The organism is Mesorhizobium sp. WSM4822, from assembly GCF_055811155.1.
Genome location: NZ_JBVVQM010000001.1, coordinates 789,129 through 811,815 on the forward strand (window position 1 = coordinate 789,129; position 22,687 = coordinate 811,815).

Genomic DNA, 22,687 nt, shown 5'->3' on the forward strand with positions numbered 1-22,687 from the left:
TCCGAACGAACTGGATAAAAATCATGTCTGCCAAGGAAATCAAATTCTCCACCGACGCGCGCGACCGCATGCTGCGCGGCGTCGAGATCCTCACCAATGCGGTGAAGGTCACGCTCGGCCCCAAGGGCCGCAACGTCATCATCGACAAGGCCTATGGCGCGCCGCGCATCACCAAGGACGGCGTCACCGTCGCCAAGGAAATCGAGCTTGCCGACAAGTTCGAGAACATGGGCGCCCAGATGGTGCGCGAAGTGGCCTCGAAGACCAACGACCTCGCTGGTGACGGCACCACCACCGCCACGGTGCTGGCCGCCTCGATCCTGCGCGAAGGCGCCAAGCTGGTCGCCGCCGGCATGAACCCCATGGATTTGAAGCGCGGCATCGACCAGGCGGTTTCCGCCGTGGTCAAGGAAATCCAGGCGCGCTCCAAGAAGGTCAAGTCGTCGGCCGAGATCGCACAGGTCGGCACCATCGCCGCCAATGGCGATGCCAGCGTCGGCGAGATGATCGCCAAGGCGATGGACAAGGTCGGCAATGACGGCGTCATCACCGTCGAGGAAGCCAAGACCGCCGAGACCGAACTCGACGTCGTCGAAGGCATGCAGTTCGACCGCGGCTATCTCTCGCCCTATTTCGTCACCAATGCCGACAAGATGCGCGTCGAGTTGGAAGAGCCCTACATCCTCATCCACGAGAAGAAGCTCGGCAATCTGCAGGCGATGCTGCCGATCCTCGAAGCGGTGGTGCAGAGCGGCAGGCCGCTGCTGATCATCTCCGAGGACGTCGAGGGCGAGGCTCTGGCGACACTGGTCGTCAACAAGCTGCGCGGCGGCCTCAAGGTCGCGGCCGTCAAGGCGCCGGGCTTCGGCGATCGCCGCAAGGCAATGCTGGAAGACATCGCCGTGCTGACATCAGGCCAGATGATCTCGGAAGACCTCGGCATCAAGCTCGAAAACGTCACCATCGAGATGCTCGGCCGCGCCAAGCGTGTGCTGATCGAGAAGGACACCACCACGATCATCGACGGGGCCGGCACCAAGGCGACCATCCAGGCACGCGTCGCCCAGATCAAGGGCCAGATCGAGGAGACGACCTCCGACTACGACAAGGAAAAGCTGCAGGAGCGGCTGGCCAAGCTCTCCGGCGGCGTAGCCGTCATCCGCGTCGGCGGCGTCACCGAGTCGGAAGTCAAGGAAAAGAAGGACCGCATCGACGATGCGCTGAACGCCACCCGCGCGGCGGTCGAGGAAGGCATCGTGCCCGGCGGCGGCGTGGCTCTGCTGCGTGCCCGCTCGGTGCTTGGCGGCCTGACCGGCGCCAATGCCGATGTCACGGCCGGTATCACGATCGTGCTGCGAGCGCTTGAAGCGCCGATCCGCCAGATCGCCGAGAATTCCGGCGTCGAGGGCTCCATCGTCGTCGGCAAGCTCACCGACAGCAAGGACCACAATCAGGGTTTTGACGCCCAGAACGAGGTCTATGTCGACATGATCAAGGCAGGCATCGTGGATCCGGCGAAAGTGGTGCGCACCGCACTGCAGGATGCCGGCTCGATCGCAGCCCTCCTGATCACCGCCGAAGCGATGATCACCGACATCCCGGCCAAGGATGCCGCGCCTGCGGGTGGCGGCGGTGGCGGCATGGGCGGCTACTAAAACCCAGGACTTGTTCGACCTGTTTGAGATGTGAATGGCGGCCCCGATCGGGGCCGTCATGATTCTCAAGATGATCCATCGCAAAGTTTACGCATAGCTGCCTTGCCGACCGGCTCAGCGCCGGGAGGCAATCCTGATCTTGCGGCTTTCGGAGGGGACGCAATCCACGCTAGACTGTCCAGGCGGCCGTCTGGTTGCGGAGCTCGCCGGACTTTGGCAAGCGATCGGACGAACCGCCACCCCCTATACGGAGACACGTTCATGTTTGCGGCCAAGGCCATCGACACCTCAGACAAGGCCGCGTTCTACCGCGACCTCGCCACTCAGCTTAAGGCGCTGCTCGACGGCGAGCGCGATTCGATCGCCAACGCCGCCAACACCGCAGCACTCATCTTCCAGATGGTGCCGGACCTCAACTGGGCCGGGTTCTATTTCCTGCAATCGGACGAGGAAATGGTGCTCGGGCCGTTCCAGGGCAAGCCGGCCTGCGTGCGCATCGCCGTCGGCAAGGGCGTGTGCGGAACGGCGGTCGAACTCGGCACCTCGATGCTGATCAAGGACGTGCATGATTTTCCCGGCCACATCGCCTGCGATGCCGACTCGCGCTCGGAACTGGTGGTGCTGCTCGAGGACGATGAAGGCGTCTTCGGCGTGCTCGATCTCGACAGCCCGCTGCCCGGCCGCTTCGACAAGGCCGACCAGGCCGGCATCGAGACGCTGGCGGCGATCTATGCCGCGTCGAGTTCGTTCGAGGACTGAGGCGCGGTTTAGACTAGGTGAATTTCACCAGCATCAGGCTGAAGCAGCCGATGAACAGGAAGGCCGAGAAGGCGAGCGCCAGCGGGCGCAGGCCGCGCGAGCGCAGCTGCGAGATGTCGGCCTGCAGGCCCATGGCGGCCAGCCCCATGGTCAGCATGATGGTGGTGGCGAGCGCCATTGCCGACTTCACCTCGGCTGGCACCGTGACGAGGCTGTTCAGCGCCACGATGGCGACAAAGGCGGCGACGAACCACGGCATGGGCGGCCGCGCCGCCACCTCACTGCTGCTCCTGCGACGCGCCATCAGGCCGAGCGCGATGACCATCGGCGCCAGCATGGCGACGCGGGTCAGCTTGGCGACGGTAGCGATCTCGCCGGACTGGGTGCCGTTCTGGAAGCCAGCGCCGATGACTTGCGCCACTTCATGGATCGAGGCGCCGGCCCACAGGCCGAAAGCGTGCTGGTCGAGGCCGAGCAGGGGCGCCATAAGCGGGAAGCCGAGCATGGCGACGGTGCCGAACAAGGTGATCGAGGCGACGGCGTAGGTGACGTCCTCGTCGCGCGCATCGGTGACGATGTTGGTGGCGACGATGGCCGAGGCGCCGCAGATCGAGGTACCGGCGGCGATCAGCTGCGCCAGCTTGGCGTCGACGCCGATCAGCCGGCCGAGCGTGATGGTGAAAACGAAGGTGGCGCCAAGCGTCGCCGCGACAATGCCGACGCCGCCGGCGCCGATCGAGACGACCTGGCCCAGCGTCAGCTGGAAGCCGAGCAGCACGATGGCGAAGCGCAGCAGGCGCTTTTGCGAGAATGCGATGCCGGCTTTGGCGTGCACCGGTGTGCCGAGCACATTGGAGTAGATCATGCCGGCGACGACGGCGAGGATCATCGGGCTGAACAGCGCGAAGCCGGAAACATTGCGGGCCGAGAAGGCGACCGCAGTGATCATCGTGACCAAGACGATGCCGGGGACGATGCCATTCCAATTGAGGGATTTTCGCCCTCGTGTCAGATCGGCAGGAAACGCGCTTTTCGGAATATCGTTCGCGAAGTGAGAAACGGAAGACAATGCAATGCTCCAGGCAGGTACGCTGGGAGAATGTCATTCCTATACCGATCTTTCCAACGAATTATTCTCGTTAGAATGATCTATTTTTACGAACGATTGCTGGTTGCGCAGACGGCGCCTTCTGGCCGACCTGGATTAAAGCTGCGCTTCGATCGCCGCCTTGTCGATCACCGACCAGACGTTCCTGATCCTGTCGTCGAGGAATTCATAGAAGACGTTCTCACTGAAGGAGATCTTCCGGCCGTTGATGGGCAGGCTGAAGAAGGTTCCCTTCGGCGTGCAGTTGAATTGAAGCCGGCTGGCTATGAACGGCGGTTCGGCGATCAGCAGTTGGATGTCGAAATAGAGGTCTGGGATCTCCCGAAAATCGCGCTCCAGCATTTCTTGATATCCCGACAGCCCGACGCGGTCGCCATTGTAGTGCACCTCGTCATGAACGAAGCGATTCAGCTTCTGCCAGTCCTGATTGTTGAGGCAGGCGATGTAGCCTCGATAGAGGTCGGTCACGGTCACGGCGATGGCTCCGGATTTTCGTCATATCTGCTCGATCCGGAAGATAGAACGACTGCGGGCGCAGTCCAGATGGAGAACCTGTTCCCGAATCGGGATGGGGCTCTATCTGCTCGTTTTGAGCATGTCTCCTCCGGAAACCCGGTTTCCTGTTCTAGCCTCGGTAGCGTAGCGCGTCGACCAGCAGCGAGAAGGCCGGCGTCGCTTGCCGGCGGCTGGGGTAATAGAGGTGGTAGCCGGGGAAAGGCGCGCACCAGTCGGCGAGCACCCGCACCAGCCGGCGGTCGGCCAGATGGGCCGTTACCTGTTCCTCCGGCAGATAGGCAAGGCCGAGGCCGGCGAGCACCGCGTTCATGCGCAGCCCGGACGTATTGAACACCAACTGGCCCTCAACCCGCACTTTCAGCTCGCGCCCGGCCTTCTCGAACTCCCAGGCGTAGAGCCCGCCATAGGTCGGCAGCCGCAGATTGATGCAATTGTGGTTGGTCAGGTCCTGCGGCGTGCGCGGCTTCGGCCATTTGGCGAAATAGGCCGGCGATCCGACCACCGCCATGCGCATGTCGGGGCCGATGCGCACCGCGATCATGTCGCGCGCCACCTGTTCACCCAGCCGCACGCCGGCGTCGAAGCGCTCGGCAACGATGTCGGTCAGGCTGTAGTCGACGATGATCTCGACTTTGATGTCGGGATAGTCGGGCAGGAATTTCGCCAGGGCAGGCCACAGGATCGCATCGGCGGCATGCTCACCGGCGGTGATGCGGATGGTGCCGGCGGGTTTTTCGCGCAAGGCGCTGAGTGCCGCGATCTCGGCTTCGATCTCATCGAGCCGCGGCCCCACGGTGCGAGCCAGCCGCTCGCCGGCCTCGGTGGGCGACACGCTGCGCGTGGTGCGGGTCAGGAGCCGCACGCCCAGCCGCTCCTCCAGCGCCCGCACCGTATGGCTGAGCGCCGATTGGGAAACCCCGAGCTTGGCCGCCGCCCTGGTGAAGCTTTCCTCGCGCGCGACGGCGAGGAATGCGGTTAGCTCATTCAGATTGTCTCGCGGCATTCATGAGCCCCTTTCATAAGATCATGCTGGATATAGCACCTAATCGGCACCAATCGCAGACCCTAGATAGGCGTCATCACACCGGGCGCCTCTACCGGCAGCCTCTGAAGACCGGCGGTCGTGTCACGCCTGTTGCCAGGAAGGGACAAAACCATGGACATCACGCGAAACGGCTCTCAAGCCTCGGCCAGGGGATCGGCCGATTATTTCACCGGCGCGGTGCGCATCGACGCGCCGTTCAAGGGCAGCGAGCCCGCCCGCGTCGGCGGCGCCACCGTGACTTTCGAGCCCGGTGCGCGCACCGCCTGGCACACGCATCCGCTTGGCCAGACGCTGATTGTCCTCTCGGGCGCAGGCCTGGTGCAGCGCGAGGGCGGCCCGATCGAACCGATCCTGCCCGGCGACATCGTCTGGTTCGCGCCCGGAGAGAAGCATTGGCATGGCGCCGCGCCGACCACCGCGATGAGCCACATCGCTATCGCCGAAGCGCTCGACGGCAAGGTCGTCGACTGGCTGGAGCATGTCAGCGACGAACAATACGGGGTTTGACCAAGTATCGGCGCGTGGCGCCGAGTTCAACGCCCGAACTCTACGAAGGAGACCACCATGACCAATGTTCCAAGGCTGAAAAGCCCATTCTCCGATATCGCTCCCGCGCTTGGCAGATACACAGACGAGGTGTTGTTCGGCGACGTTTGGGAGCGCCCCGGCCTATCGCCGCGGGACCGCAGCCTCGTCACCGTCACCAGCCTGATTTCGGGCTACCGGATAAATGAGATGCCTTTCCACATGAAGCGCGCGCTCGACAATGGGGTCACCCGCGACGAACTCATCGAAACCATTACGCATCTCGCCTTCTACGCCGGATGGCCAACGGCAGCCACGGCTCTGGGCATTGCCCGCAAGGTCTTCGAACAAGCCGACGCCGAGAAGAAGGGATAACGACAATGCAGAAGCGCACACTTGGAAACAGCGGTCTCGACGTTTCGGCCATCGGGCTCGGCTGCATGGGAATGAGCCAGTCATACGGGCAGCCGATGGAGACGGCGGATGCAGTCCACCTGATCAGGGCGGCGTTCGACCGTGGCATCACCTTCTTCGACACCGCGGAGGTCTATGGACCGTTCACGAACGAGGAGGTCGTCGGCGAGGCGCTGCAGCCGATCCGCGACCAGGTGGTGATCGCCACCAAATTCGGCATCGACATCGCCGGGACAGCCCGACACGATGGCATGGACAGCCGGCCGCAGCATATTCGTGACGTCGTCGAGGCCTCGCTCAGGCGGCTGAGGACCGACCACATAGACCTCCTATACCAGCACCGCGTCGATCCGGTCGTGCCGATCGAAGAGGTGGCGGGCGCTGTGAAGGACTTGATCAGCCAAGGCAAGGTGAAGCATTTCGGTCTCTCCGAGGCGGGCGTACGCACGATCCGGCGCGCGCATGCGGTACAGCCGGTCGCCGCGGTCCAGAGCGAATATTCGCTCTGGTGGCGTGAACCGGAAGAGGCGATCCTGCCGGTGCTTGAAGAACTGGGGATCGGCTTCGTGCCCTTCAGCCCGCTGGGCAAGGGGTTCCTCACCGGCGCCATCGATGCCAGCACGACGTTCGACAGCAGCGACTTCCGCAACACCGTGCCGCGTTTTGCGGAAGACGCCCGCAAGGCGAACCAGGCGCTGGTCGACGCGATCGGCGTGATCGCTGCCGAGAAGAAGGCGACATCAGCACAGGTCGCTCTCGCCTGGCTGCTGGCGCAGAAGCCCTGGATCGTTCCGATCCCCGGCACCACCAAGCTCAATCGCCTCGAAGAGAACATCGCGTCGGCCACCATCGCGCTGACGGCGGACGATCTTGCCGACATCGAGAATGCGGTCTCGGCGATCGCGGTGAAGGGAGCGCGCTATTCTCCGCAACAGGAAGCAAGGATCGATCGCTAGAGCCATGCGCAGGAGAGCCATATGCGTCAACCGGTCTCAAGACGAGGTGCACTGATGACCATGCTTGCACTGCCTTTGGGCGCCGGATTGAGTCCCGGATCGAGCCGGCCCGCCAGAGCGTCGAGCGCGCGACTGGCGGGCGGTGCCAAGGGGCTGGTGGCCTACTACACCCGCACCGGCAACACGCGGGTCATCGCGGCCCAGATCAGCAGGGCTCTGGGAGCGGATATTTTCGAGATCGCGACCGTCGATCCCTACCCGGAAGACTACAAGCAGCAGGTTGCGGTGGCGGAGCAGCAGCGGGAGTCCGGTTTCGAACCGGCGCTGGCCGCCACGGTGCCTGATATCGGAACCTACGAGACGGTGTTCCTCGGATTTCCGATCTGGGGCATGACCGCGCCTTCGGTGATCCGCTCCTTCCTGTCGGAACACGATCTGTCCGGCAAGACCTTGGTGCCGTTCATCACCCATGGCGGCTACGGAACAGGGCAGAGCCTGAAAGTCCTCGCAGATCATGCACCAGGGGCTCGGCTCATCGAGGGTTTTTCCAAGCAGTGCGACCAGGAACGCCAGACGCTTGAAGAGGTCACCGGCTGGCTCGGTCGGGTCGAATTGCCCGGCTGAGCCGCCAACGCGACCGCCCATGCTGCCGGGGGCAGCGAAGCCAAAGATCAGAAGGAAAAGAATCATGGCCGAGAACATCAGGGACAAAGTCGTCGTCATCACTGGCGCCAGCAGCGGGCTGGGCGAAGCCGCCGCACGGCTTCTGGCCAGGGAGGGCGCGAAACTGGTGCTGGGCGCACGCCGCCTCGACCGGTTGCAGGCGCTGGCCGGCGCGCTTTCACTTGGCGAGGGCGCCATCCTTCAGACCAACGTCACCGATGTCGGCCAGGTCCGGCGTCTGGTCGACCATGCGGTCGAGACGCACGGCCGCGTCGACGTCGTCATCAACAATGCCGGCCTGATGCCGCACTCGCCACTGGAGCGCGGCAAGGTCGAGGACTGGGACCGCATGATCGACGTCAACATCAAGGGCGTGCTCTACGGCATTGCCGCGGCACTGCCGCACATGAAGACGCAGAAAAGCGGCCACATCATCAACGTGTCGTCGGTCGCCGGCCACAAGGTCGGGCCGGGCGGAGCGGTCTATGCCGCGACCAAGCACGCGGTGCGCATCATCTCGGAAGGTCTGCGCCAGGAAGTGAAACCCTACAACGTCCGCACCACCATCATCTCGCCCGGTGCCGTGGCGACCGAACTGCCCGGCAGCGTCACCGAGCCCGATGTCGCCGAGGGCGTACGCGCACTCTACGACCGGGTGGCCATTCCGGCCGATTCTTTTGCCAGGACGGTGGTGTTCGCCATGAGCCAGCCCGACGAGGTCGACATCAACGAGATATTGTTCCGGCCGACGGCGCAGGAATACTAGAAGCCGTTGTAGGTGTCTTGACGCGCCGCGCTTCCTGTTCCAGCTTGGCGCCATGTTCTTCCTCGCGCCCACCAACACCAAGCGACGTCGCCCCTGCACAATGCGGAGCGGCAGACTGATTGCGCGACGACAAAGACCGGCAGGATAGACCCGGTTCGTTCGTTTCCAGCCCCGCCCGCGAAACCGCCGGCGGGGTTTTTCATGTCTGGAGCACTTTGATGACCAACAATTTTTCCATCCGGCTTCGGCCGGCCGAGCCCGCTGACGCCGCCGCGATCCGGGATATCGTTCGTGCCGCCTATGCCAAATGGGTGCCGGTGATCGGCCGCGAGCCGCTGCCTATGCGCGCCGACTATGACAAGGCCGTTGCCGAGCATCCGTTCGATCTCGCCGTCGAGGATGATCGGATCGTCGGGATGATCGAAACCGTGCTGGCCGAGGACCACCTGTGGATCGAGAATGTCTGCGTGGCACCGGATGCGCAGGGAAGGGGGATTGGCCGGTTGTTGCTGGAGCTTGCCGAGCGCAAGGCGATCGAAGCAGGACGTGCCGAGCTTCGTCTGCTGACCAATGGCGCGTTCGCGGCGAATGTGTCGCTGTACAAGAGGCAGGGCTATATCGTGGACCGGGAAGAGCCGTTCATGAACGGTATGACGGTCCACATGAGCAAGAAGCTGGCGGGATCACCGGCGATCTGAGGGAGGGGTTCGACAATGGCCATCTGCGTCAGGCTCAAACAACTCCCAGGGTTTTACGCGGTTGCCCGGCTGGCGGCGGGGGAGACCTTCCCCGGTTGGGCGGACGGGCCAGGCTTCGTCAGCATCACAAGGACTGACGACGAGCTTTCGATCGTTTGCCTGCAGGATCGTGTGCCGGATAGTGTCAGGCAGGACGGTGACTGGGTGGCCTTCAAGCTTCATGGGCCGTTTGCCTTCGACGAAACCGGTATCGTGCTGTCGGTCATCAGGCCGTTGTCGGAAAACGGGCTGGGCATCTTCCTGGTGTCCACTTTCGATGGCGACCATCTGTTGGTGAAAGCGACGGATCAGGCCGCGGCGAGGCGGTTTCTGGTCGAGGCCGGGCATATCCTGCTGTAGTCCATCGTCACCAAGCCGGTTGCTGGCCCAACCGCTCTGGCTCAATCACTGCCGCACTGGCTCAACCACTTCGGGGGTTGCGTTTGACAGCGGCGTTTGTGCATCGTTATCTCCAGCCAGATATGACGGCCCGGCGCGGCGATGCGGCCAAGGAGAAAACCATGTCACACAATCTGCAGTTCTATATCGATGGCGCGTGGGTCGATCCTGTTGTGCCCAACACATTGGATGTCATCGATCCCTCGAATGAGGACGCCTTTGCGCAGATTTCGCTCGGCTCCAAGGCCGATGTCGACAAGGCGGTCGCCGCCGCCAGGCACGCCTTCAACAGCTTTGGTTTCACCGAGGTTGGTGAGCGGCTCGACCTGTTGAACCGCATCATTGCGGTCTACAAGAAGCGCAGTGGCGATCTTGCTATCGCTGTGTCACGCGAGATGGGCGCGCCGCGCCAGATGGCGTTGGACAGCCAGGTCGGCATTGGACTGGCGCATCTGCAGAAGATGGCCGACGTGCTGAAGACTTTCGAATTCCGCCACGTCAAGGGCAACCATCTGGTGGTCAAGGAGCCGATCGGCGTCGTCGGCCTGATCACGCCGTGGAACTGGCCGCTCAACCAGATCACCTGCAAGGTCGGCCCGGCGCTTGCTGCCGGCTGCACCATGGTGCTGAAGCCCTCCGAGATCGCGCCGCTCGACGCCATCATCTTCGCCGAAATCCTCGACGAGGCCGGCGTGCCGAAGGGCGTCTTCAACCTCGTCAATGGCGACGGACCGGGCGTCGGCCAGGCGCTGTCCAGCCATCCTGACATCGACATGATGTCGTTCACCGGTTCGACCCGCGCCGGCATCCTGGTGGCCAAGGCCGCCGCCGACACGGTCAAGCGCGTGCATCAAGAGCTCGGCGGCAAGTCGGCCAACATCCTGTTCGGGGATGTCGACCTCGCAAGCGCCGTCAGCAAGGGCGTCGCCGGCTGCTTCAGCAACAGCGGCCAGTCCTGCAACGCGCCGACGCGCATGTTCGTGCCGCGCGACCGTCATGACGAGGCAGCCGGCTATGCCAAGGCGGCTGCGGAAAAGTTCACCGTCGGCCCCGCCGACGCCGCCGGCACCAAGCTCGGCCCGGTCGTCAGCCAGGTCCAGTTCGACAAGATCCAGGACCTGATCCAGGCCGGCATCGATGAAGGTGCGACTCTGGTCGCCGGCGGCCCCGGCCGTCCGGCCGAACTCAACCGCGGCTATTACGTCAGGCCGACGGTGTTCGCCGATGTCACCCACGACATGCGCATCGCGCGCGAGGAGATCTTTGGGCCGGTACTGGCGATCATGCCCTACGACAGCGTCGACGAGGTGGTCGAGACCGCCAACGACACCGTCTATGGTCTCGCCTCCTACATCCAGGCCAAGGACATGAACAAGGCGCGCGAAGTCGCGGCGCGCATGCGCACCGGCAATGTCTACATCAACTATCCCCAGTGGGACGCCGGCCTGCCGTTCGGCGGCTACAAGCAGTCCGGCAATGGCCGCGAATATGCCGAATACGGGCTCGAGGATTTTTTGGAGATCAAGGGCATCGCGGGGTATGAGGCGGCGGAGTAAAATTGGTCAGAGCGCGCCACGATATGTGGCGCGCTGTCCGTCCGGTATCGCCGAGGTCAGCGCCGCCCCTCATTGCCCTGCCGGGCATTTCTCCCCGTATAGTGACGGGGAGAAAGACGCCGTCATGGACGGTTTCGCCAATCTCCAATGTTGCAGAATAGGCGCCAGCGATGCGGCCATCTCCCTTCTCCCCGTCACTATACGGGGAGAAGGTGCCGGCAGGCGGATGAGCGGCGGCGCCGACTTTGGCGATTGGTGGCCTTCACAAGACGGAAGCTGTCATTGGCCTGAAAGCGATTGGCCCTGCCTTGCTGATCTCCTTGCCAATTGGCAAATGCATGCTATATATCTGCCAATAGCGAGGCAACAAAATGCAGCTTCAGTCCATTGTCACGACACCGGCCACGGTTGGCAGCGTCATATCGGATGACGAGGCCGGCGCGCTGGCGCGCACCACGGTCAATCTGTTCAAGGCCTGGAATCTTAGCGACGTCGAGGCCTGTATCCTGCTCGGCGGCATATCGGCCCGGACCTGGGCACGCTGGAAAGAAGGCGGCGTCGGCAGGATCGACCGTGACCTGCGCACCCGCATGGCGCATCTGATGGGCATCCATAAGGGCCTGCGCTATCTGTTCACGGAGCCGGCACGCGGCTACGCCTGGATCCGCAAGCCCAATGCCACCTTCGGCGGCCAGTCGGCCCTCGACCTGATGCTGCGCGGCGAAATCTCCGATCTCTCGGCGATGCGCGAATGGCTCGATGCGGAGCGTGGCGCATGGTGAGTGGACTTGCGGTCAGGCGCCGCGTCGACTGGCACCAGACCTTCCGCATCATCCGCTCCATCCATCCGCCCATCGACCTCTTTGAGGACATTGCCGACCCGCGCGACTGGGAGGCGCTTGCCGCCGTCGAGGCGAAGACCAACCCGCGCATAAGGTTCGAGATCGGCGATCTCGGCAAGGTGTCGGCCGCAAGGCGGGTTTCCGGCCCCGGCGCCAGCTTCGTGATGGCGCCCTTCGTGCACTGCTCGACGCTGAGGCCAGGCCGCTTCTCGGATGGCAGCTACGGCATCTACTATGCCGGCGACAGTGAGGACGTCGCTCTGGCCGAGACCATCCACCATCATCAGAAATTCATGCGCGCCACCAACGAGGGGCCGGGCTGGACGGCGGATTTCCGCGTGCTGATCGGCAGCGTCGACCGCGACCTCGATGACGTCAACGCGGTGCCCGGCGTGCTCGACCCGGATGACTATTCCGCCTCGCAGGCAGAAGGGCGGGCGCTGCGGGCAGCAGGCAGCGACGGACTGGTATGGAACAGCGTGCGCATGCCGGGCGGCGGCTGCATCGGCATCTTCTGGCCCGATGTCATTACCATTCCAGTGCAGGGTCGCCACTACAGCTACCACTGGGACGGCGCCCGCGTCGACTTCGTGCGCCAGCACGATACGGGAAAGGTGCTTGCCGTCACATGATGGCGGCGGACACGCTTTACAGATCGCTGGGAAGCCGATATCCATAAATCCGAGGATTCGGATATATGGATAAGAAAAGCACTTTGAACGCGCTGGCAGCACTTGGCCAGGAGACGCGGCTGGATGTCTTCCGGCTGCTCGTGCGCGCCGGACCGGAAGGCATTCCGGCGGGCGAGATCGCCACGAGGCTGGACACGGTCCAGAACACCATGTCGGCGCATCTGAAGGTGCTCGCACATGCCGGGCTGATCCGTCCCGAACGCGACGGAAGGACCGTGCGCTATGTCGCCGACATGACCGGCTTGCGCGACCTGCTGGCCTATCTGATGGAAGATTGCTGCAATGGCGCGCCGGAGCTCTGCCGTCCCGTCATCAATGCCGTGACCTGTGACTGCTGAGGCAGCGATGACTGGAAAACCATCATGACCGATCACGCTCTGAACGCGGGCGAGGCGACGCGGCCCGGCATCGGCTTCGTCGAGAAGTATCTGACGGTGTGGGTGGCATTGTGCATCATCGCGGGCATCGCGCTTGGTCACCTGCTGCCGGGTGCGTTCGGCGCCATCGCGTCGGCGGAGATCGCCAGGGTCAACATTCCCGTCGCCGTGCTGATCTGGCTGATGATCGTGCCGATGCTCTTGCGCGTCGATTTCGCCTCGCTGGCCAGGGTCGGCACCTATTGGCGCGGCATCGGCGTGACGCTGTTCATCAATTGGGCGGTGAAGCCGTTTTCGATGGCGCTGCTAGGCTGGCTCTTTATCGGCTGGCTGTTCCGGCCGTGGCTGCCCGCCGTGCAGATCGATTCCTACATTGCCGGACTGATCATCCTGGCTGCGGCGCCCTGCACGGCGATGGTTTTCGTCTGGTCGAACCTGACGCGCGGCGAGCCGAATTTCACACTTTCGCAAGTGGCGCTCAACGACGCGATCATGATCGTCGCTTTCGCGCCCATCGTCGGCCTGCTGCTCGGCCTGTCGGCGATCACCGTCCCATGGGGCACGCTGATGCTGTCGGTCGCACTCTACATCGTCGCGCCGGTGATCGTCGCGCAGCTGGTTCGTGGCCGGCTGCTGGCAGCGAGGGGACAGGTCGGGCTCGATGCCCTGCTTGCCACGCTGCAGCCCTTGTCGCTGATTGCCTTGCTGGCGACGCTGGTGCTGCTGTTCGGCTTCCAGGGCGAGCAGATCATTGCGCAGCCGCTGGTGATCGTGCTGCTGGCAGTGCCGATCCTGATCCAGGTCTATTTCAACTCCGGTCTTGCCTATCTGCTCAACCGCCTCAGCGGCGAGCGGCACTGCGTGGCTGGACCATCGGCGCTGATCGGCGCGTCGAACTTCTTCGAGCTGGCGGTGGCCGCCGCGATCGCGCTGTTCGGGCTGAATTCGGGCGCGGCCCTTGCCACCGTGGTCGGGGTGCTCATCGAGGTTCCGGTCATGCTGTCGGTGGTGTGGATCGTGAACCGCAGCAAGGGCTGGTACGAGAAGGGCGGCGCCGTCCGGAATACCATGTCGACTGGGAAGGGCTCGAAATGACCATCACCATCTACCACAATCCCGATTGCGGCACGTCGCGCAACACGCTGGCCATCATCCGGCAGTCGGGCGAGGAGCCGGAGGTGATCGAATATCTGAAGACGCCGCCGTCGCGACAAAGGCTGGTCGAACTGATCGCCGCGATGGGCATCACACCGCGAGACCTGCTGCGCGAGAACGGCACCCCCTATGCCGAACTCGGCCTTGCCGATCCGAAATGGTCCGACGAGCAGATCCTCGATTTCATGCTGGCACATCCGATCCTGATCAACCGGCCGATCGTGGTCAGCCCGCTCGGCGTCGTCCTTGCACGGCCGTCGGAAAAGGTGCTGGACATCCTGCCCAACCCGGAGATCGGCGCGTTCACCAAGGAGGATGGCGAGGTGGTCACAGGCGCCTCGGGCAAACGCGCCGGCTGATGCTATTTCCATATTTTTCGAAATTAAGTTGACGGCGCGAAAAGTGCCGCGTAGTTTATTTCCATGAAACTCGAAAAAGCAGCCGTCCAGCTTGAAGCACTCGGCAATCCGACGCGGCTTCAGCTCTATCGCATCCTGGTGCGCGCCGGTGACGACGGGCTTGCCGTCGGCAGCGTCCAGGGCAAGCTCGACATTCCGTCCTCGACGCTGTCGCATCACCTCAAGCGGCTGGTCGACACCGGTCTGGTGACGCAGGAGCGGCAAGCGACGACGCTGATCTGCCGCGCCAACTATCCTGGCATGAATGCGCTGATCGGCTATCTCGCCGACGAGTGCTGCGCCGACGCCGCCTGCGCGCCCACCGCCGGCAAAGCGCTGGCTTGATTTTTTTGCGCTTATAATTCGAACATACCGGAAGGATCGAACCTATGAACATGATGGCAAACCTTCCCGTCGCGGTGATCGGCGCTGGCCCGGTCGGGCTGGCAGCCGCGGCGCATCTGGTCGAACGCGGCATCACTCCGCTCGTCCTGGAACGCGGCGAAAGCGTGGGTGCGGCGCTGCTCGATTGGGGACATGTGCGGGTGTTTTCGCCATGGAAATATAACATCGATGCGGCGGCGCGGGCGCTGCTCGACCGCTCCGGCTGGACGGCGCCGGATAGCCAGGGCCTGCCGACCGGCGGCGAGATCGTGCGCGATTATCTGGCGCCGCTTGGCCGGCTTCCCGCGATCGCCGCCAATTTGAAGCTAGGCGCCGAGGTCACCGCGATCACCCGTCAGGGACACGACAAGGTCGCCAATGATGGCCGCAAGGACGCGCCCTTCGTCATCCGCTATCGCGATACCGGCGGCGAACACCGCGTTCTCGCGCGCGCGGTCATCGACGCGTCCGGAACATGGTGGCGGCCAAATCCGATCGGCGTCGACGGGCTGCCGGTTGTCGGCGAAGGCGAGGCGTCGGCACGCATCGCCTATGGCATTCCCGACGTGGTCGGCAAGGCGAGAGAAGACTATGCGGGCAAGCGCGTCCTGGTCATCGGTGGCGGGCACTCGGCCATCAACGTCGCTTTGGCGCTGATGGAGTTGCAGGATGCGGCGCCGGGCACCGAGATCTTCTGGGCGCTGCGCCACGCCAGCGTCGACAGGCTGCTCGGCGGCGGGCTGAACGACCAGTTGCCTGAACGCGGCGCGCTTGGGCTGGCGGCCAGGCAGGCGATGACGGATGGCAGGCTGAACATGCTGACGTCTTTCGCCGTCAACGGCATCGAGACACAGGGCGAGGGACTTGTCGTCGACGCCAACCTGGGTGGCAAGCCGTTCAACCTGGTCATCGACCGCATCGTCGTCACCACCGGCTTCAGGCCAGACCTGTCGTTCCTGAGCGAAATCCGCATCGCGCTCGATCCCGCCGTCGAAGCGCCGCCGGCGCTGGCGCCGCTGATCGATCCAAACTTCCACTCATGTGGCACGGTTCCGGCGCATGGCATTGCAGAGCTCGCGCACCCCGAACCGGGCTTCACCATCGTCGGCTCGAAATCCTACGGCCGTGCCCCGACCTTCCTGATGGCGACCGGCTACGAGCAAGTCCGCTCGGTGGTGGCCGATATTGCCGGAGACCATGCCGCGGCCCGCGAAGTCCGGCTGGTGCTGCCCGAGACCGGCGTGTGCAGCGCCGTCGGCGTGACGGTGTCGGCAAGCGCCGGCTGCTGTGGCGGGCCCGCGCCCGCCGCTGTCGATGCCTGCTGCATCAGGGATGCGGACGCCAAGGCAACCGGCGCATCGGGTTGCGGCTGCGCAACCGCGCCAGCCACTGAGACGCGAGAGAATATGGCGGCCGGCGTCGATGCCTGAACGATCTGTCCTGCGCAAGGCAATCTGGGCGCTTGGACTGACCCAGATCATCGGCTACGGCACGCTCTATTACAGCTTCTCGATCCTCGCGCCGGCAATGGCTGGGGAGTTCGGGCTCACGGAAGGCTGGGTATTCGGCGCGCTGTCGGCCTCGCTCTTTGCCGGCAGCCTGTTCGCGCCGACTGCCGGGCGGTGGGCCGACCGCTTCGGCGCCGGCCGCATCATGACCGTCGGCTCGGTGGCGGCAGCCGTGGCGCTGGCGCTGTGCGCCGTCGCGCCCGACCGCGTGAGCTTCGTTCTGGCATTGCTGGCAATGGAACTGGCCTCCAGCTTCGTCCTCTACAGCGCTGCCTTCGTCGCGATCGTGCAGATCGGGGTTCCCCGGCCGCAACGCAGCATCACCCATCTGACGCTGATCGCCGGGTTTGCCTCGACCCTGTTCTGGCCACTGACCTCGGCGCTGCATGCGCATCTGACATGGCGCGAGGTCTATCTCTTGTTCGCCGCTCTCAATCTCGGGCTCTGCCTGCCGATCCACGCCTGGCTGATGCGCCTGTCGCGCCGCCACGCAACGGCCAGAAGCCAAGAGCGCGAGCCGATCCCTGAAGCGGGCGCGCCGCTCAATCCGTGGCGTGGCCGGGCCGTGTTCCTGCTCATGCTGGCGGGGTTCGCCACCGAGGGCTTCGTGCTGTCGGCGATCCTCATCCACATGGTGCCGCTGACGGCGGCGCTGGGGCTCGGAACCGCAGGCCTCTTCGTCTCGACCCTGTTCGGGCCGGCACAGGTCGCCAGCCGGCTGATCAACATGCTGTTTGGCGGCCGCCTGCAGCAAACGCACCTTGCCGTCATTGCCGCGTCGCTGCTCACAGCCGGGCTGTGCGCGCTGCTCCTGACGACGCCGTGGCTGCCCGGCGCCTTCCTGTTCGTGTTGCTGTTCGGCCTCGGCTCCGGCCTCACCAGCATCGTCGGCGGCACCTTGCCGCTCGAACTCTTCGGCCGCGAAGGCTATGGCGCGCGGCTCGGATGGGCGAGCGCTGCCCGCCAGTTCACCTCGGCCTTCGCGCCGTTCGCGCTCGCCTTCATGATGGCGCGGACATCCGTCGCCAATTCGCTGTGGGTGCTGGTGGTCGTCGCCGCGAGCGGCGTGATCGCCTTCCTCGCCATCGCGCTGTTGAGGCGCCGCGGCCGGGTTGCGTTCGCCATTGGCGGCAATCCGGAAGAGGCGGCCTGACCGCGCCTCAATGTCTGAGAATCTTGCTCAGAAAAGCGCGGCTGCGGTCGGTCTTGGGGTGTGAGAAGAACTCGTCCGGCGTGCCGCTTTCGACGATGGCGCCGGCGTCCATGAACACCACGCGCTGGGCGACCTTGCGGGCAAAGCCCATCTCGTGTGTCACCACCATCATGGTCATGCCTTCCTCGGCGACCGCCACCATCACGTCGAGCACTTCGGAAATCATCTCCGGGTCGAGTGCCGAGGTCGGCTCGTCGAACAGCATGATCTTGGGCCGCATGCCGAGGCAACGCGCGATCGCCACGCGCTGCTGCTGGCCGCCGGAGAGCTGTGCGGGATAGGCATTGACCTTGTCGGCGAGGCCAACCTTGGCCAGCAATTCGCGGCCTGCTTTTTCAGCCTCGGCGCGCGGGATCTTGCGGACATGGATGGGGGCGAGCGTGACGTTTTCGAGTGCCGTCTTATGCGGGTAGAGGTTGAACGACTGGAAGACGAAGCCGATCTCGGTGCGCAGCTGCGTCATGTTGGTGGCGGGGTCGCCCAGGCGTTGGCCGTCGACGACGAGGTCGCCGTCCTTGATCGCCTCCAGGCCGTTAACGCAGCGGATCAGCGTGCTCTTGCCCGAGCCGCTCGGGCCGCAGACGACGACCACTTCGCGCGGCTCGACGCTGAGCGTGATATCCTTGAGCACATTGAGCGTGCCGAACCATTTGTTGACGCCGCGAAAGTCGATCATGCCGGTTTTGGCAAGGCCCGTTTTGGTCATGTTTTCTGGACCTTTGGGGTTGGAAGTCACAACTGCACCTCGCCATGCGCCGCGCCCATGCGCTGCTCCAGCCGGCGGGCCAGCATGATCAGCGGATAGCAGACGATGAAATAGCCGACGCCGACGAGGAAGAAGACCAGCAGGCCGTTGGGCACACGCTGCACCACCAGCCAGCCAACCCGGGTGAGGTCGGTGAGCCCGATCGCTGAGACGACAGAAGAATCCTTGATCAGCAGCACATACTGCCCGACCAGCGGCGGCAGCACGATGCGCATCGCCTGTGGGAGGACCACCTGGCGCATGCGCTGCAAGCGCGACAGGCCGGACGCCAGCGCCGCCTCGACCTGACCTGTCGGCACCGAGCGGATGCCGGCAACGACGATCTCGCAGATGAAGCAGGCGGCGAGGTTGGTCAGCGCGATGATGCCGGCGGTGAAGGCATCGAGTTCGATGCCGAACTCAGGCAGGATGAAGAAGATCAGGAAGATCTGCACCAGGAACGGCGTGCCGCGGATCAGGTCGACCCAGGCCCCGATCAAGCCCGAGATCAGCCGGTTGCCGCCGGTCCGCAGAATGCCGAGGCCGAAGCCAAGCAGGGTGCCGAGCACCAGGCTGATCAGTGACAGCATCACGGTCATGCCGAGGCCGCGCAGGGCCAGCGGATAAGAGCCGGCGAGGCTTTGCAGTTGTTGCCAGATCATGTCCGCGCCCCCGCCGTGCCGAGCCAGCGGCTGGAGACGCCAGCCAGTCCTTTCAGTCCGTAATACAGCAGCAGGTAGAAGGCGGCGATGGTGAGGAAACCTTCGGCCGGCATGAAGCGGTCGGAAGCGAGCAATTGGCCGGCGCGCGTCAGTTCGGAAACCGAGATCAGCGACAGAAGGGCGGAATCCTTGACCAGCACGATCGCCTGGCCAAGCAGCGGCGGGATCGTCACCTTGAAGGCCTGCGGCAGGACGACCAGACGCATGCGCTGGACATAGGTCATGCCCGAAGCGACGCTGGCCTCGACCTGGCCACGTGGGATCGACAGGATGCCGGCGCGAATGATTTCAGCGATATAGGCGCCGCTGTTGAGCGACAGCGCGAGAATGCCGACGACCAGCTCAGGCAGGACGAAGCCGAGCCGGGGCAGGCCGAAATAGAGGAAATAGAGCTGCGCCAGCAAGGGTGTGGCGCGTACGGCGTCGATATAGGCCTTGGCCGGCACGCGAAACAGCCAGCCGCGCTGCAGGTTCATGGCGCACAGCACGATGCCGACGATGAGCGCGCCGACAAAGGACAGCGCCGACAGCCAGACGGTCGTGATCAGGCCCTGTCCGAACAGCGGCAGATATTCGACAATGGTGCGGAAACTGAAATTTTCGAGCATCGTTGGGTGCAATCCCCAGAGTGCAGGAAGGGCGAGTAGGGAGTAGGGAATTAGGGAGCAGCAAAGCATGGCCGGAACGGCCATTCCCTATTCGCTACTCCCTATTCGCTACTCGCTAATTCAATTCCTCAGTGGTCTTTCTTCCAGGCGTCGGAATTGACCCAGTAGTCGAGGTTCTTCTGCAGGCGACCATCGATGGTGACCTGGTTGAGGAACAGGTTCATCCAGATCAGCAGGTCCGGCTCGTCATAGCGGGTGGCGAAGGCAAGCGGCTCCTTCGACAACAGGTCCGGCATGATGGTGAAGCTGCCGGCCGGATAGGCGGTCGACTGGCCCTTGACCGCCGAGACGTCGTTGACGCCGCAATCGGCCTGGCCGTTGTTGACGGCGTCGAGCAGCAGCGGACCGCCGCCCTTGTAGCTCTTGATGTCGGCGTCGGGGAAGGCTTTCTTGGCTTCCTTCTCGCCGGTGGCGCCGAGCAGCACGGCGATCTTGGTGCCCTTGGCCTTGCAGTCCTCAGTGGTCTTGAACTTGCTGTCGGCCTTGGTGAAGACGGTGCTGCCGGTGTACATGTAAGGCGTGGTGAAGGCGACCTTCATGCCACGCGCCAGCGTCGGTGTCATGTCGGCGACCAGAAGGTCGGCCTTACCCGACAACAGCGCCGGAATCAGACCATCCCAGTCGAAGTCGAGGAACGTGATTTTCACACCCATTTCCTTGGCCATCAGTTCGGCCAGTTCGACCGAACTGCCGGTGCGTTCGCCGTTGGCGCCAACCAGCGAGAAGGGCGGTCCTTGAGTCTGCACGGCGACGCGCAACTCGCCGCGCTTGGTGATGTCGTCGAGCGTACCGGCACTGGCAGCGGCAGTGAGCCCGGCGAGTGCAAGCCCGGCGATGAAAAATCTGGCAATCTTCATTTCGGTATTCCTCCTTGTTTTATTGTTCCACGTTGTTTTTCACCCTTTGGGGTGCTTTTTGAGCGGCAGCGCCGTTGCCGACGGCAGCCACCGTTCGAAAATCTTCCTGCCTCAGTCCCGTGCCACCGTCTCGGAAACCGTGATGCCGCGCTTGGCCAGTTCGTCGAAGAACCTGATGTCGGGCACGTCCAGCAGCGGGTTCAAAAGGCCCGGTCTGGTGATCTCACGCCGCGCGAGCATCTGCGCCACGATGCTGGCGGGATAGCCGACGCCGAGGCTCATGCCGAACAGGCCCGAAGCCAGGTCCCGCTCGATGATCAGGTCCGACGTCACCGTCTTGGCGCGGCCGTCTTCGAGGCCGGAAAAGACATTGCGCATCACGCACAGGTCCTTCTCGCCGGGACCATATTGCAGTTGCGGGCCGAGCAGACGGCCGAGGAATTCGCGCGGGCTGTTGCCTGTGCCGGGCACCTTGTCTTCGGAGAGGAAGCCAAGCTCCTTCAGCGGCGCCCAGAAGGCCGACCATCCCGGCCAGCGCAGCGTGTAGCGGCCGGAGCGGCGCAATCCCTTGGCGGCGTCCAGCATCTCGACATAATGCAGCGCATCGCCATTGGGGAAGGCTTCGAGCTTGCCCAGACCCGCAACCTCGATTTCATGGATGAACGGATTGTCGTGCTGCTGGCCGGCCGGCACCGCGACGCGTTTCCCGTCTTCGATCATCACGCTGTCGCGGTTCTGGCTGACCAGGACCATGTCGAAATTCCAGCTCACCTTGTAGCACAGCGGCTTGGCCATCGCCTTCGGCTCGGGGATGCCGCCGCAATAGGAATCGATCGAGGAAATCGAATCGAACTGCCTGGCGGCGCGCGCGTACAGCACGAGGTCGATGCCGGGGTCGAGCCCGCATTCGGTCATGATCGAGACGCCGGCCTGTTCGGCGGCTGGCGCCAGGTCGGCGATCGACTTGGCGTAATTGGTGGTGACCAGCGGCGTGCGCGTGGCGATCGCGGCCTGCACCGCCTGGCGCATCAGCGGCTGCGGCAACAGGTCGATGACGGCGTCGACATCATCAAGCACAGTGGCCAGCGCCGGGCCGATCGCGCCTTCAGGCACCACGAAGCGCACGCGGGCAAGATCGGTCAGGCCGGCAAGCCGGGCCGGGCCATCCGCTGCGGTATCGACGCAGACGATTTCCTCGACGCCGACGCTGGCGACGAGGTCGGCGATTGCCGCCCGACCTTGCAGGCCGAGGCCGCCTAGTACCGCGATCTTCATGCCGGCTCCTTGCGGTCGTCCGACCAGCAGCCTTCCGGCAGGCTGACCCATTTGTTGCAGGACGCCATGACGACGAAGGTTTCGCTGCGCACGACTTCGCCGGGCTCGCCGGCGCCGGGGATCAGTTCGCTGGTGACACGATAGAGATCGGCGACGTCACCGGCCACCGTCACGTCAACGATGATGTCGAAGCGCCCGGTGACCACCGAAGCCGAGTTGACGAAGGGCAGTTCGGAAATGCGCTGTGCCAGTTCGCGGGCCCGGCCGCGCCCCTGGGCATTGATGCCGACAATGGCCGAGATCAGCTCGGGGCGCTCGGTCAGGTTCAGCAGGCCGACGATCTTGAGCAGGTTGCGGTCGAGCAGGTTGCGCAGCCGCGTGCGCACCGTCGGCACCGAAATCGCCAACATCTCGGCGATGCGGTTGATGCCCGGCTGTGCATCCTGCGACAGCTGTTTGACCAGCCGCCGATCGGTCAGATCGAGATGTTCCCGCAAAGTCCCCGTCTTTCACAAAAGGAAAAAACTTCGGCTATTTTTTTGCCAATGTGCAAACAAACTACGTCACGGATATTTGAAAAGCAAGGCGCTGTTTTCACGCGAACTGGGTAGGTCGTCTGCCTGCAGGCGGCCGAACGTGCTGGCGAAAGGCAGCGCGCAGACTAGGACAATCGTGTTGTGATCGGGCGATTGAAGGTGGTGATGCCCCGCTGTCGACGCATGCCGCCGGCGCGTGGCCCGTCCGGATTTCTT

The 22,687-nt window shown here is 64.0% G+C and carries 27 protein-coding genes; 18 read left to right on the top strand and 9 right to left on the bottom strand.

What is annotated here, in order from left to right:
- Nucleotides 1–23: 23 nt before the first annotated feature.
- On the top strand, nucleotides 24–1,655 hold the full coding sequence (groL, locus tag AC0L3E_RS03915) for a chaperonin GroEL (RefSeq protein WP_473604253.1): 1,632 nt from the start codon (nucleotides 24–26) through the stop codon (nucleotides 1,653–1,655).
- 261 nt (nucleotides 1,656–1,916) lie between these two features.
- A complete protein-coding gene (locus AC0L3E_RS03920) occupies nucleotides 1,917–2,414 on the top strand; it encodes a GAF domain-containing protein (RefSeq protein ID WP_127271638.1) in 498 nt (165 codons plus the stop codon).
- Between the two features lie 13 nt (nucleotides 2,415–2,427).
- Here AC0L3E_RS03920 and AC0L3E_RS03925 read toward each other — a convergent pair whose 3' ends face one another.
- The 3 genes from AC0L3E_RS03925 to AC0L3E_RS03935 all read right to left on the bottom strand — a co-directional run bounded on the left by AC0L3E_RS03925 (nucleotide 2,428) and on the right by AC0L3E_RS03935 (nucleotide 5,041).
- Nucleotides 2,428–3,483: a YeiH family protein gene (locus AC0L3E_RS03925; protein ID WP_473604254.1), complete on the bottom strand. Its 1,056-nt coding sequence runs from the start codon at nucleotides 3,481–3,483 to the stop codon at nucleotides 2,428–2,430.
- A gap of 135 nt (nucleotides 3,484–3,618) precedes the next feature.
- The gene (locus tag AC0L3E_RS03930; protein WP_128309459.1) at nucleotides 3,619–3,996 is read right to left on the bottom strand and encodes an ester cyclase; all 378 of its coding nucleotides are present in this window, start codon (nucleotides 3,994–3,996) and stop codon (nucleotides 3,619–3,621) included.
- A gap of 151 nt (nucleotides 3,997–4,147) precedes the next feature.
- Complete coding sequence (locus AC0L3E_RS03935; protein WP_473604255.1) at nucleotides 4,148–5,041, bottom strand: LysR family transcriptional regulator; 894 nt, start codon at nucleotides 5,039–5,041, stop codon at nucleotides 4,148–4,150.
- A gap of 153 nt (nucleotides 5,042–5,194) precedes the next feature.
- Between AC0L3E_RS03935 and AC0L3E_RS03940 the strand changes: the two genes are divergently transcribed.
- From AC0L3E_RS03940 to arsK, 16 genes are all read left to right on the top strand, one after another.
- A complete protein-coding gene (locus tag AC0L3E_RS03940) occupies nucleotides 5,195–5,590 on the top strand; it encodes a (R)-mandelonitrile lyase (protein ID WP_128309461.1) in 396 nt (131 codons plus the stop codon).
- Between the two features lie 57 nt (nucleotides 5,591–5,647).
- Nucleotides 5,648–5,983 (top strand): carboxymuconolactone decarboxylase family protein, encoded by a 336-nt coding sequence (locus AC0L3E_RS03945; RefSeq protein WP_127398022.1) that lies wholly within the window; start codon nucleotides 5,648–5,650, stop codon nucleotides 5,981–5,983.
- 5 nt (nucleotides 5,984–5,988) lie between these two features.
- Nucleotides 5,989–6,978: an aldo/keto reductase gene (locus AC0L3E_RS03950; RefSeq protein WP_473604256.1), complete on the top strand. Its 990-nt coding sequence runs from the start codon at nucleotides 5,989–5,991 to the stop codon at nucleotides 6,976–6,978.
- Between the two features lie 54 nt (nucleotides 6,979–7,032).
- Nucleotides 7,033–7,602, top strand: coding sequence for a flavodoxin (locus AC0L3E_RS03955; protein WP_473604257.1), 570 nt, complete (start codon nucleotides 7,033–7,035; stop codon nucleotides 7,600–7,602).
- Nucleotides 7,603–7,666: 64 nt separating this feature from the next.
- Entirely contained in the window at nucleotides 7,667–8,407 is a 741-nt protein-coding gene (locus tag AC0L3E_RS03960) for an SDR family oxidoreductase (RefSeq protein ID WP_473604258.1), read from the top strand.
- A gap of 218 nt (nucleotides 8,408–8,625) precedes the next feature.
- On the top strand, nucleotides 8,626–9,105 hold the full coding sequence (locus AC0L3E_RS03965) for a GNAT family N-acetyltransferase (protein ID WP_128288590.1): 480 nt from the start codon (nucleotides 8,626–8,628) through the stop codon (nucleotides 9,103–9,105).
- A 15-nt stretch (nucleotides 9,106–9,120) separates the two neighbouring features.
- On the top strand, nucleotides 9,121–9,504 hold the full coding sequence (locus AC0L3E_RS03970) for an ACT domain-containing protein (RefSeq protein ID WP_473604259.1): 384 nt from the start codon (nucleotides 9,121–9,123) through the stop codon (nucleotides 9,502–9,504).
- A gap of 161 nt (nucleotides 9,505–9,665) precedes the next feature.
- Complete coding sequence (locus AC0L3E_RS03975) at nucleotides 9,666–11,099, top strand: aldehyde dehydrogenase family protein (RefSeq protein ID WP_473604260.1); 1,434 nt, start codon at nucleotides 9,666–9,668, stop codon at nucleotides 11,097–11,099.
- 371 nt (nucleotides 11,100–11,470) lie between these two features.
- Nucleotides 11,471–11,881, top strand: coding sequence for an MbcA/ParS/Xre antitoxin family protein (locus AC0L3E_RS03980; protein WP_127326539.1), 411 nt, complete (start codon nucleotides 11,471–11,473; stop codon nucleotides 11,879–11,881).
- Nucleotides 11,875–12,573 (top strand): RES family NAD+ phosphorylase, encoded by a 699-nt coding sequence (locus tag AC0L3E_RS03985; protein WP_127294914.1) that lies wholly within the window; start codon nucleotides 11,875–11,877, stop codon nucleotides 12,571–12,573. The genes AC0L3E_RS03980 and AC0L3E_RS03985 overlap by 7 nt, the downstream gene beginning before the upstream one ends.
- A 65-nt stretch (nucleotides 12,574–12,638) precedes the next feature.
- Nucleotides 12,639–12,971: an ArsR/SmtB family transcription factor gene (locus AC0L3E_RS03990; protein WP_023809328.1), complete on the top strand. Its 333-nt coding sequence runs from the start codon at nucleotides 12,639–12,641 to the stop codon at nucleotides 12,969–12,971.
- 24 nt (nucleotides 12,972–12,995) lie between these two features.
- Nucleotides 12,996–14,105: an ACR3 family arsenite efflux transporter gene (gene arsB / locus AC0L3E_RS03995; RefSeq protein WP_473604261.1), complete on the top strand. Its 1,110-nt coding sequence runs from the start codon at nucleotides 12,996–12,998 to the stop codon at nucleotides 14,103–14,105.
- Nucleotides 14,102–14,524, top strand: coding sequence for an arsenate reductase (glutaredoxin) (gene arsC / locus AC0L3E_RS04000; RefSeq protein ID WP_473604262.1), 423 nt, complete (start codon nucleotides 14,102–14,104; stop codon nucleotides 14,522–14,524). The genes arsB and arsC overlap by 4 nt, the downstream gene beginning before the upstream one ends.
- A gap of 63 nt (nucleotides 14,525–14,587) precedes the next feature.
- Nucleotides 14,588–14,908, top strand: a complete 321-nt coding sequence (locus tag AC0L3E_RS04005) for an ArsR/SmtB family transcription factor (RefSeq protein WP_473604263.1) — start codon at nucleotides 14,588–14,590, stop codon at nucleotides 14,906–14,908.
- Nucleotides 14,909–14,952: 44 nt separating this feature from the next.
- Nucleotides 14,953–16,377: an NAD(P)-binding domain-containing protein gene (locus tag AC0L3E_RS04010; protein WP_473604264.1), complete on the top strand. Its 1,425-nt coding sequence runs from the start codon at nucleotides 14,953–14,955 to the stop codon at nucleotides 16,375–16,377.
- The gene (arsK, locus tag AC0L3E_RS04015) at nucleotides 16,370–17,608 is read left to right on the top strand and encodes an arsenite efflux MFS transporter ArsK (protein WP_473604265.1); all 1,239 of its coding nucleotides are present in this window, start codon (nucleotides 16,370–16,372) and stop codon (nucleotides 17,606–17,608) included. Before AC0L3E_RS04010 ends, arsK begins: the two co-directional genes overlap by 8 nt.
- A 7-nt stretch (nucleotides 17,609–17,615) precedes the next feature.
- On the opposite strand, the gene AC0L3E_RS04020 is transcribed toward arsK, so the two are convergent.
- The 6 genes from AC0L3E_RS04020 to AC0L3E_RS04045 all read right to left on the bottom strand — a co-directional run bounded on the left by AC0L3E_RS04020 (nucleotide 17,616) and on the right by AC0L3E_RS04045 (nucleotide 22,432).
- A complete protein-coding gene (locus AC0L3E_RS04020) occupies nucleotides 17,616–18,374 on the bottom strand; it encodes an amino acid ABC transporter ATP-binding protein (protein WP_084652555.1) in 759 nt (252 codons plus the stop codon).
- A gap of 26 nt (nucleotides 18,375–18,400) precedes the next feature.
- Nucleotides 18,401–19,075 carry an amino acid ABC transporter permease gene (locus AC0L3E_RS04025; RefSeq protein ID WP_127272108.1) on the bottom strand — a complete coding sequence of 225 codons (675 nt, stop codon included), beginning with the start codon at nucleotides 19,073–19,075 and terminating at the stop codon, nucleotides 18,401–18,403.
- Nucleotides 19,072–19,743 (bottom strand): amino acid ABC transporter permease, encoded by a 672-nt coding sequence (locus AC0L3E_RS04030; protein ID WP_127271796.1) that lies wholly within the window; start codon nucleotides 19,741–19,743, stop codon nucleotides 19,072–19,074. Before AC0L3E_RS04030 ends, AC0L3E_RS04025 begins: the two co-directional genes overlap by 4 nt.
- Nucleotides 19,744–19,871: 128 nt before the next feature.
- Nucleotides 19,872–20,660 carry an ABC transporter substrate-binding protein gene (locus AC0L3E_RS04035; protein ID WP_127272106.1) on the bottom strand — a complete coding sequence of 263 codons (789 nt, stop codon included), beginning with the start codon at nucleotides 20,658–20,660 and terminating at the stop codon, nucleotides 19,872–19,874.
- Between the two features lie 111 nt (nucleotides 20,661–20,771).
- Nucleotides 20,772–21,935 (bottom strand): saccharopine dehydrogenase family protein, encoded by a 1,164-nt coding sequence (locus AC0L3E_RS04040; RefSeq protein ID WP_127271167.1) that lies wholly within the window; start codon nucleotides 21,933–21,935, stop codon nucleotides 20,772–20,774.
- Entirely contained in the window at nucleotides 21,932–22,432 is a 501-nt protein-coding gene (locus AC0L3E_RS04045; protein WP_127271168.1) for an Lrp/AsnC family transcriptional regulator, read from the bottom strand. The genes AC0L3E_RS04040 and AC0L3E_RS04045 overlap by 4 nt, the downstream gene beginning before the upstream one ends.
- Nucleotides 22,433–22,687 lie beyond the last annotated feature (255 nt).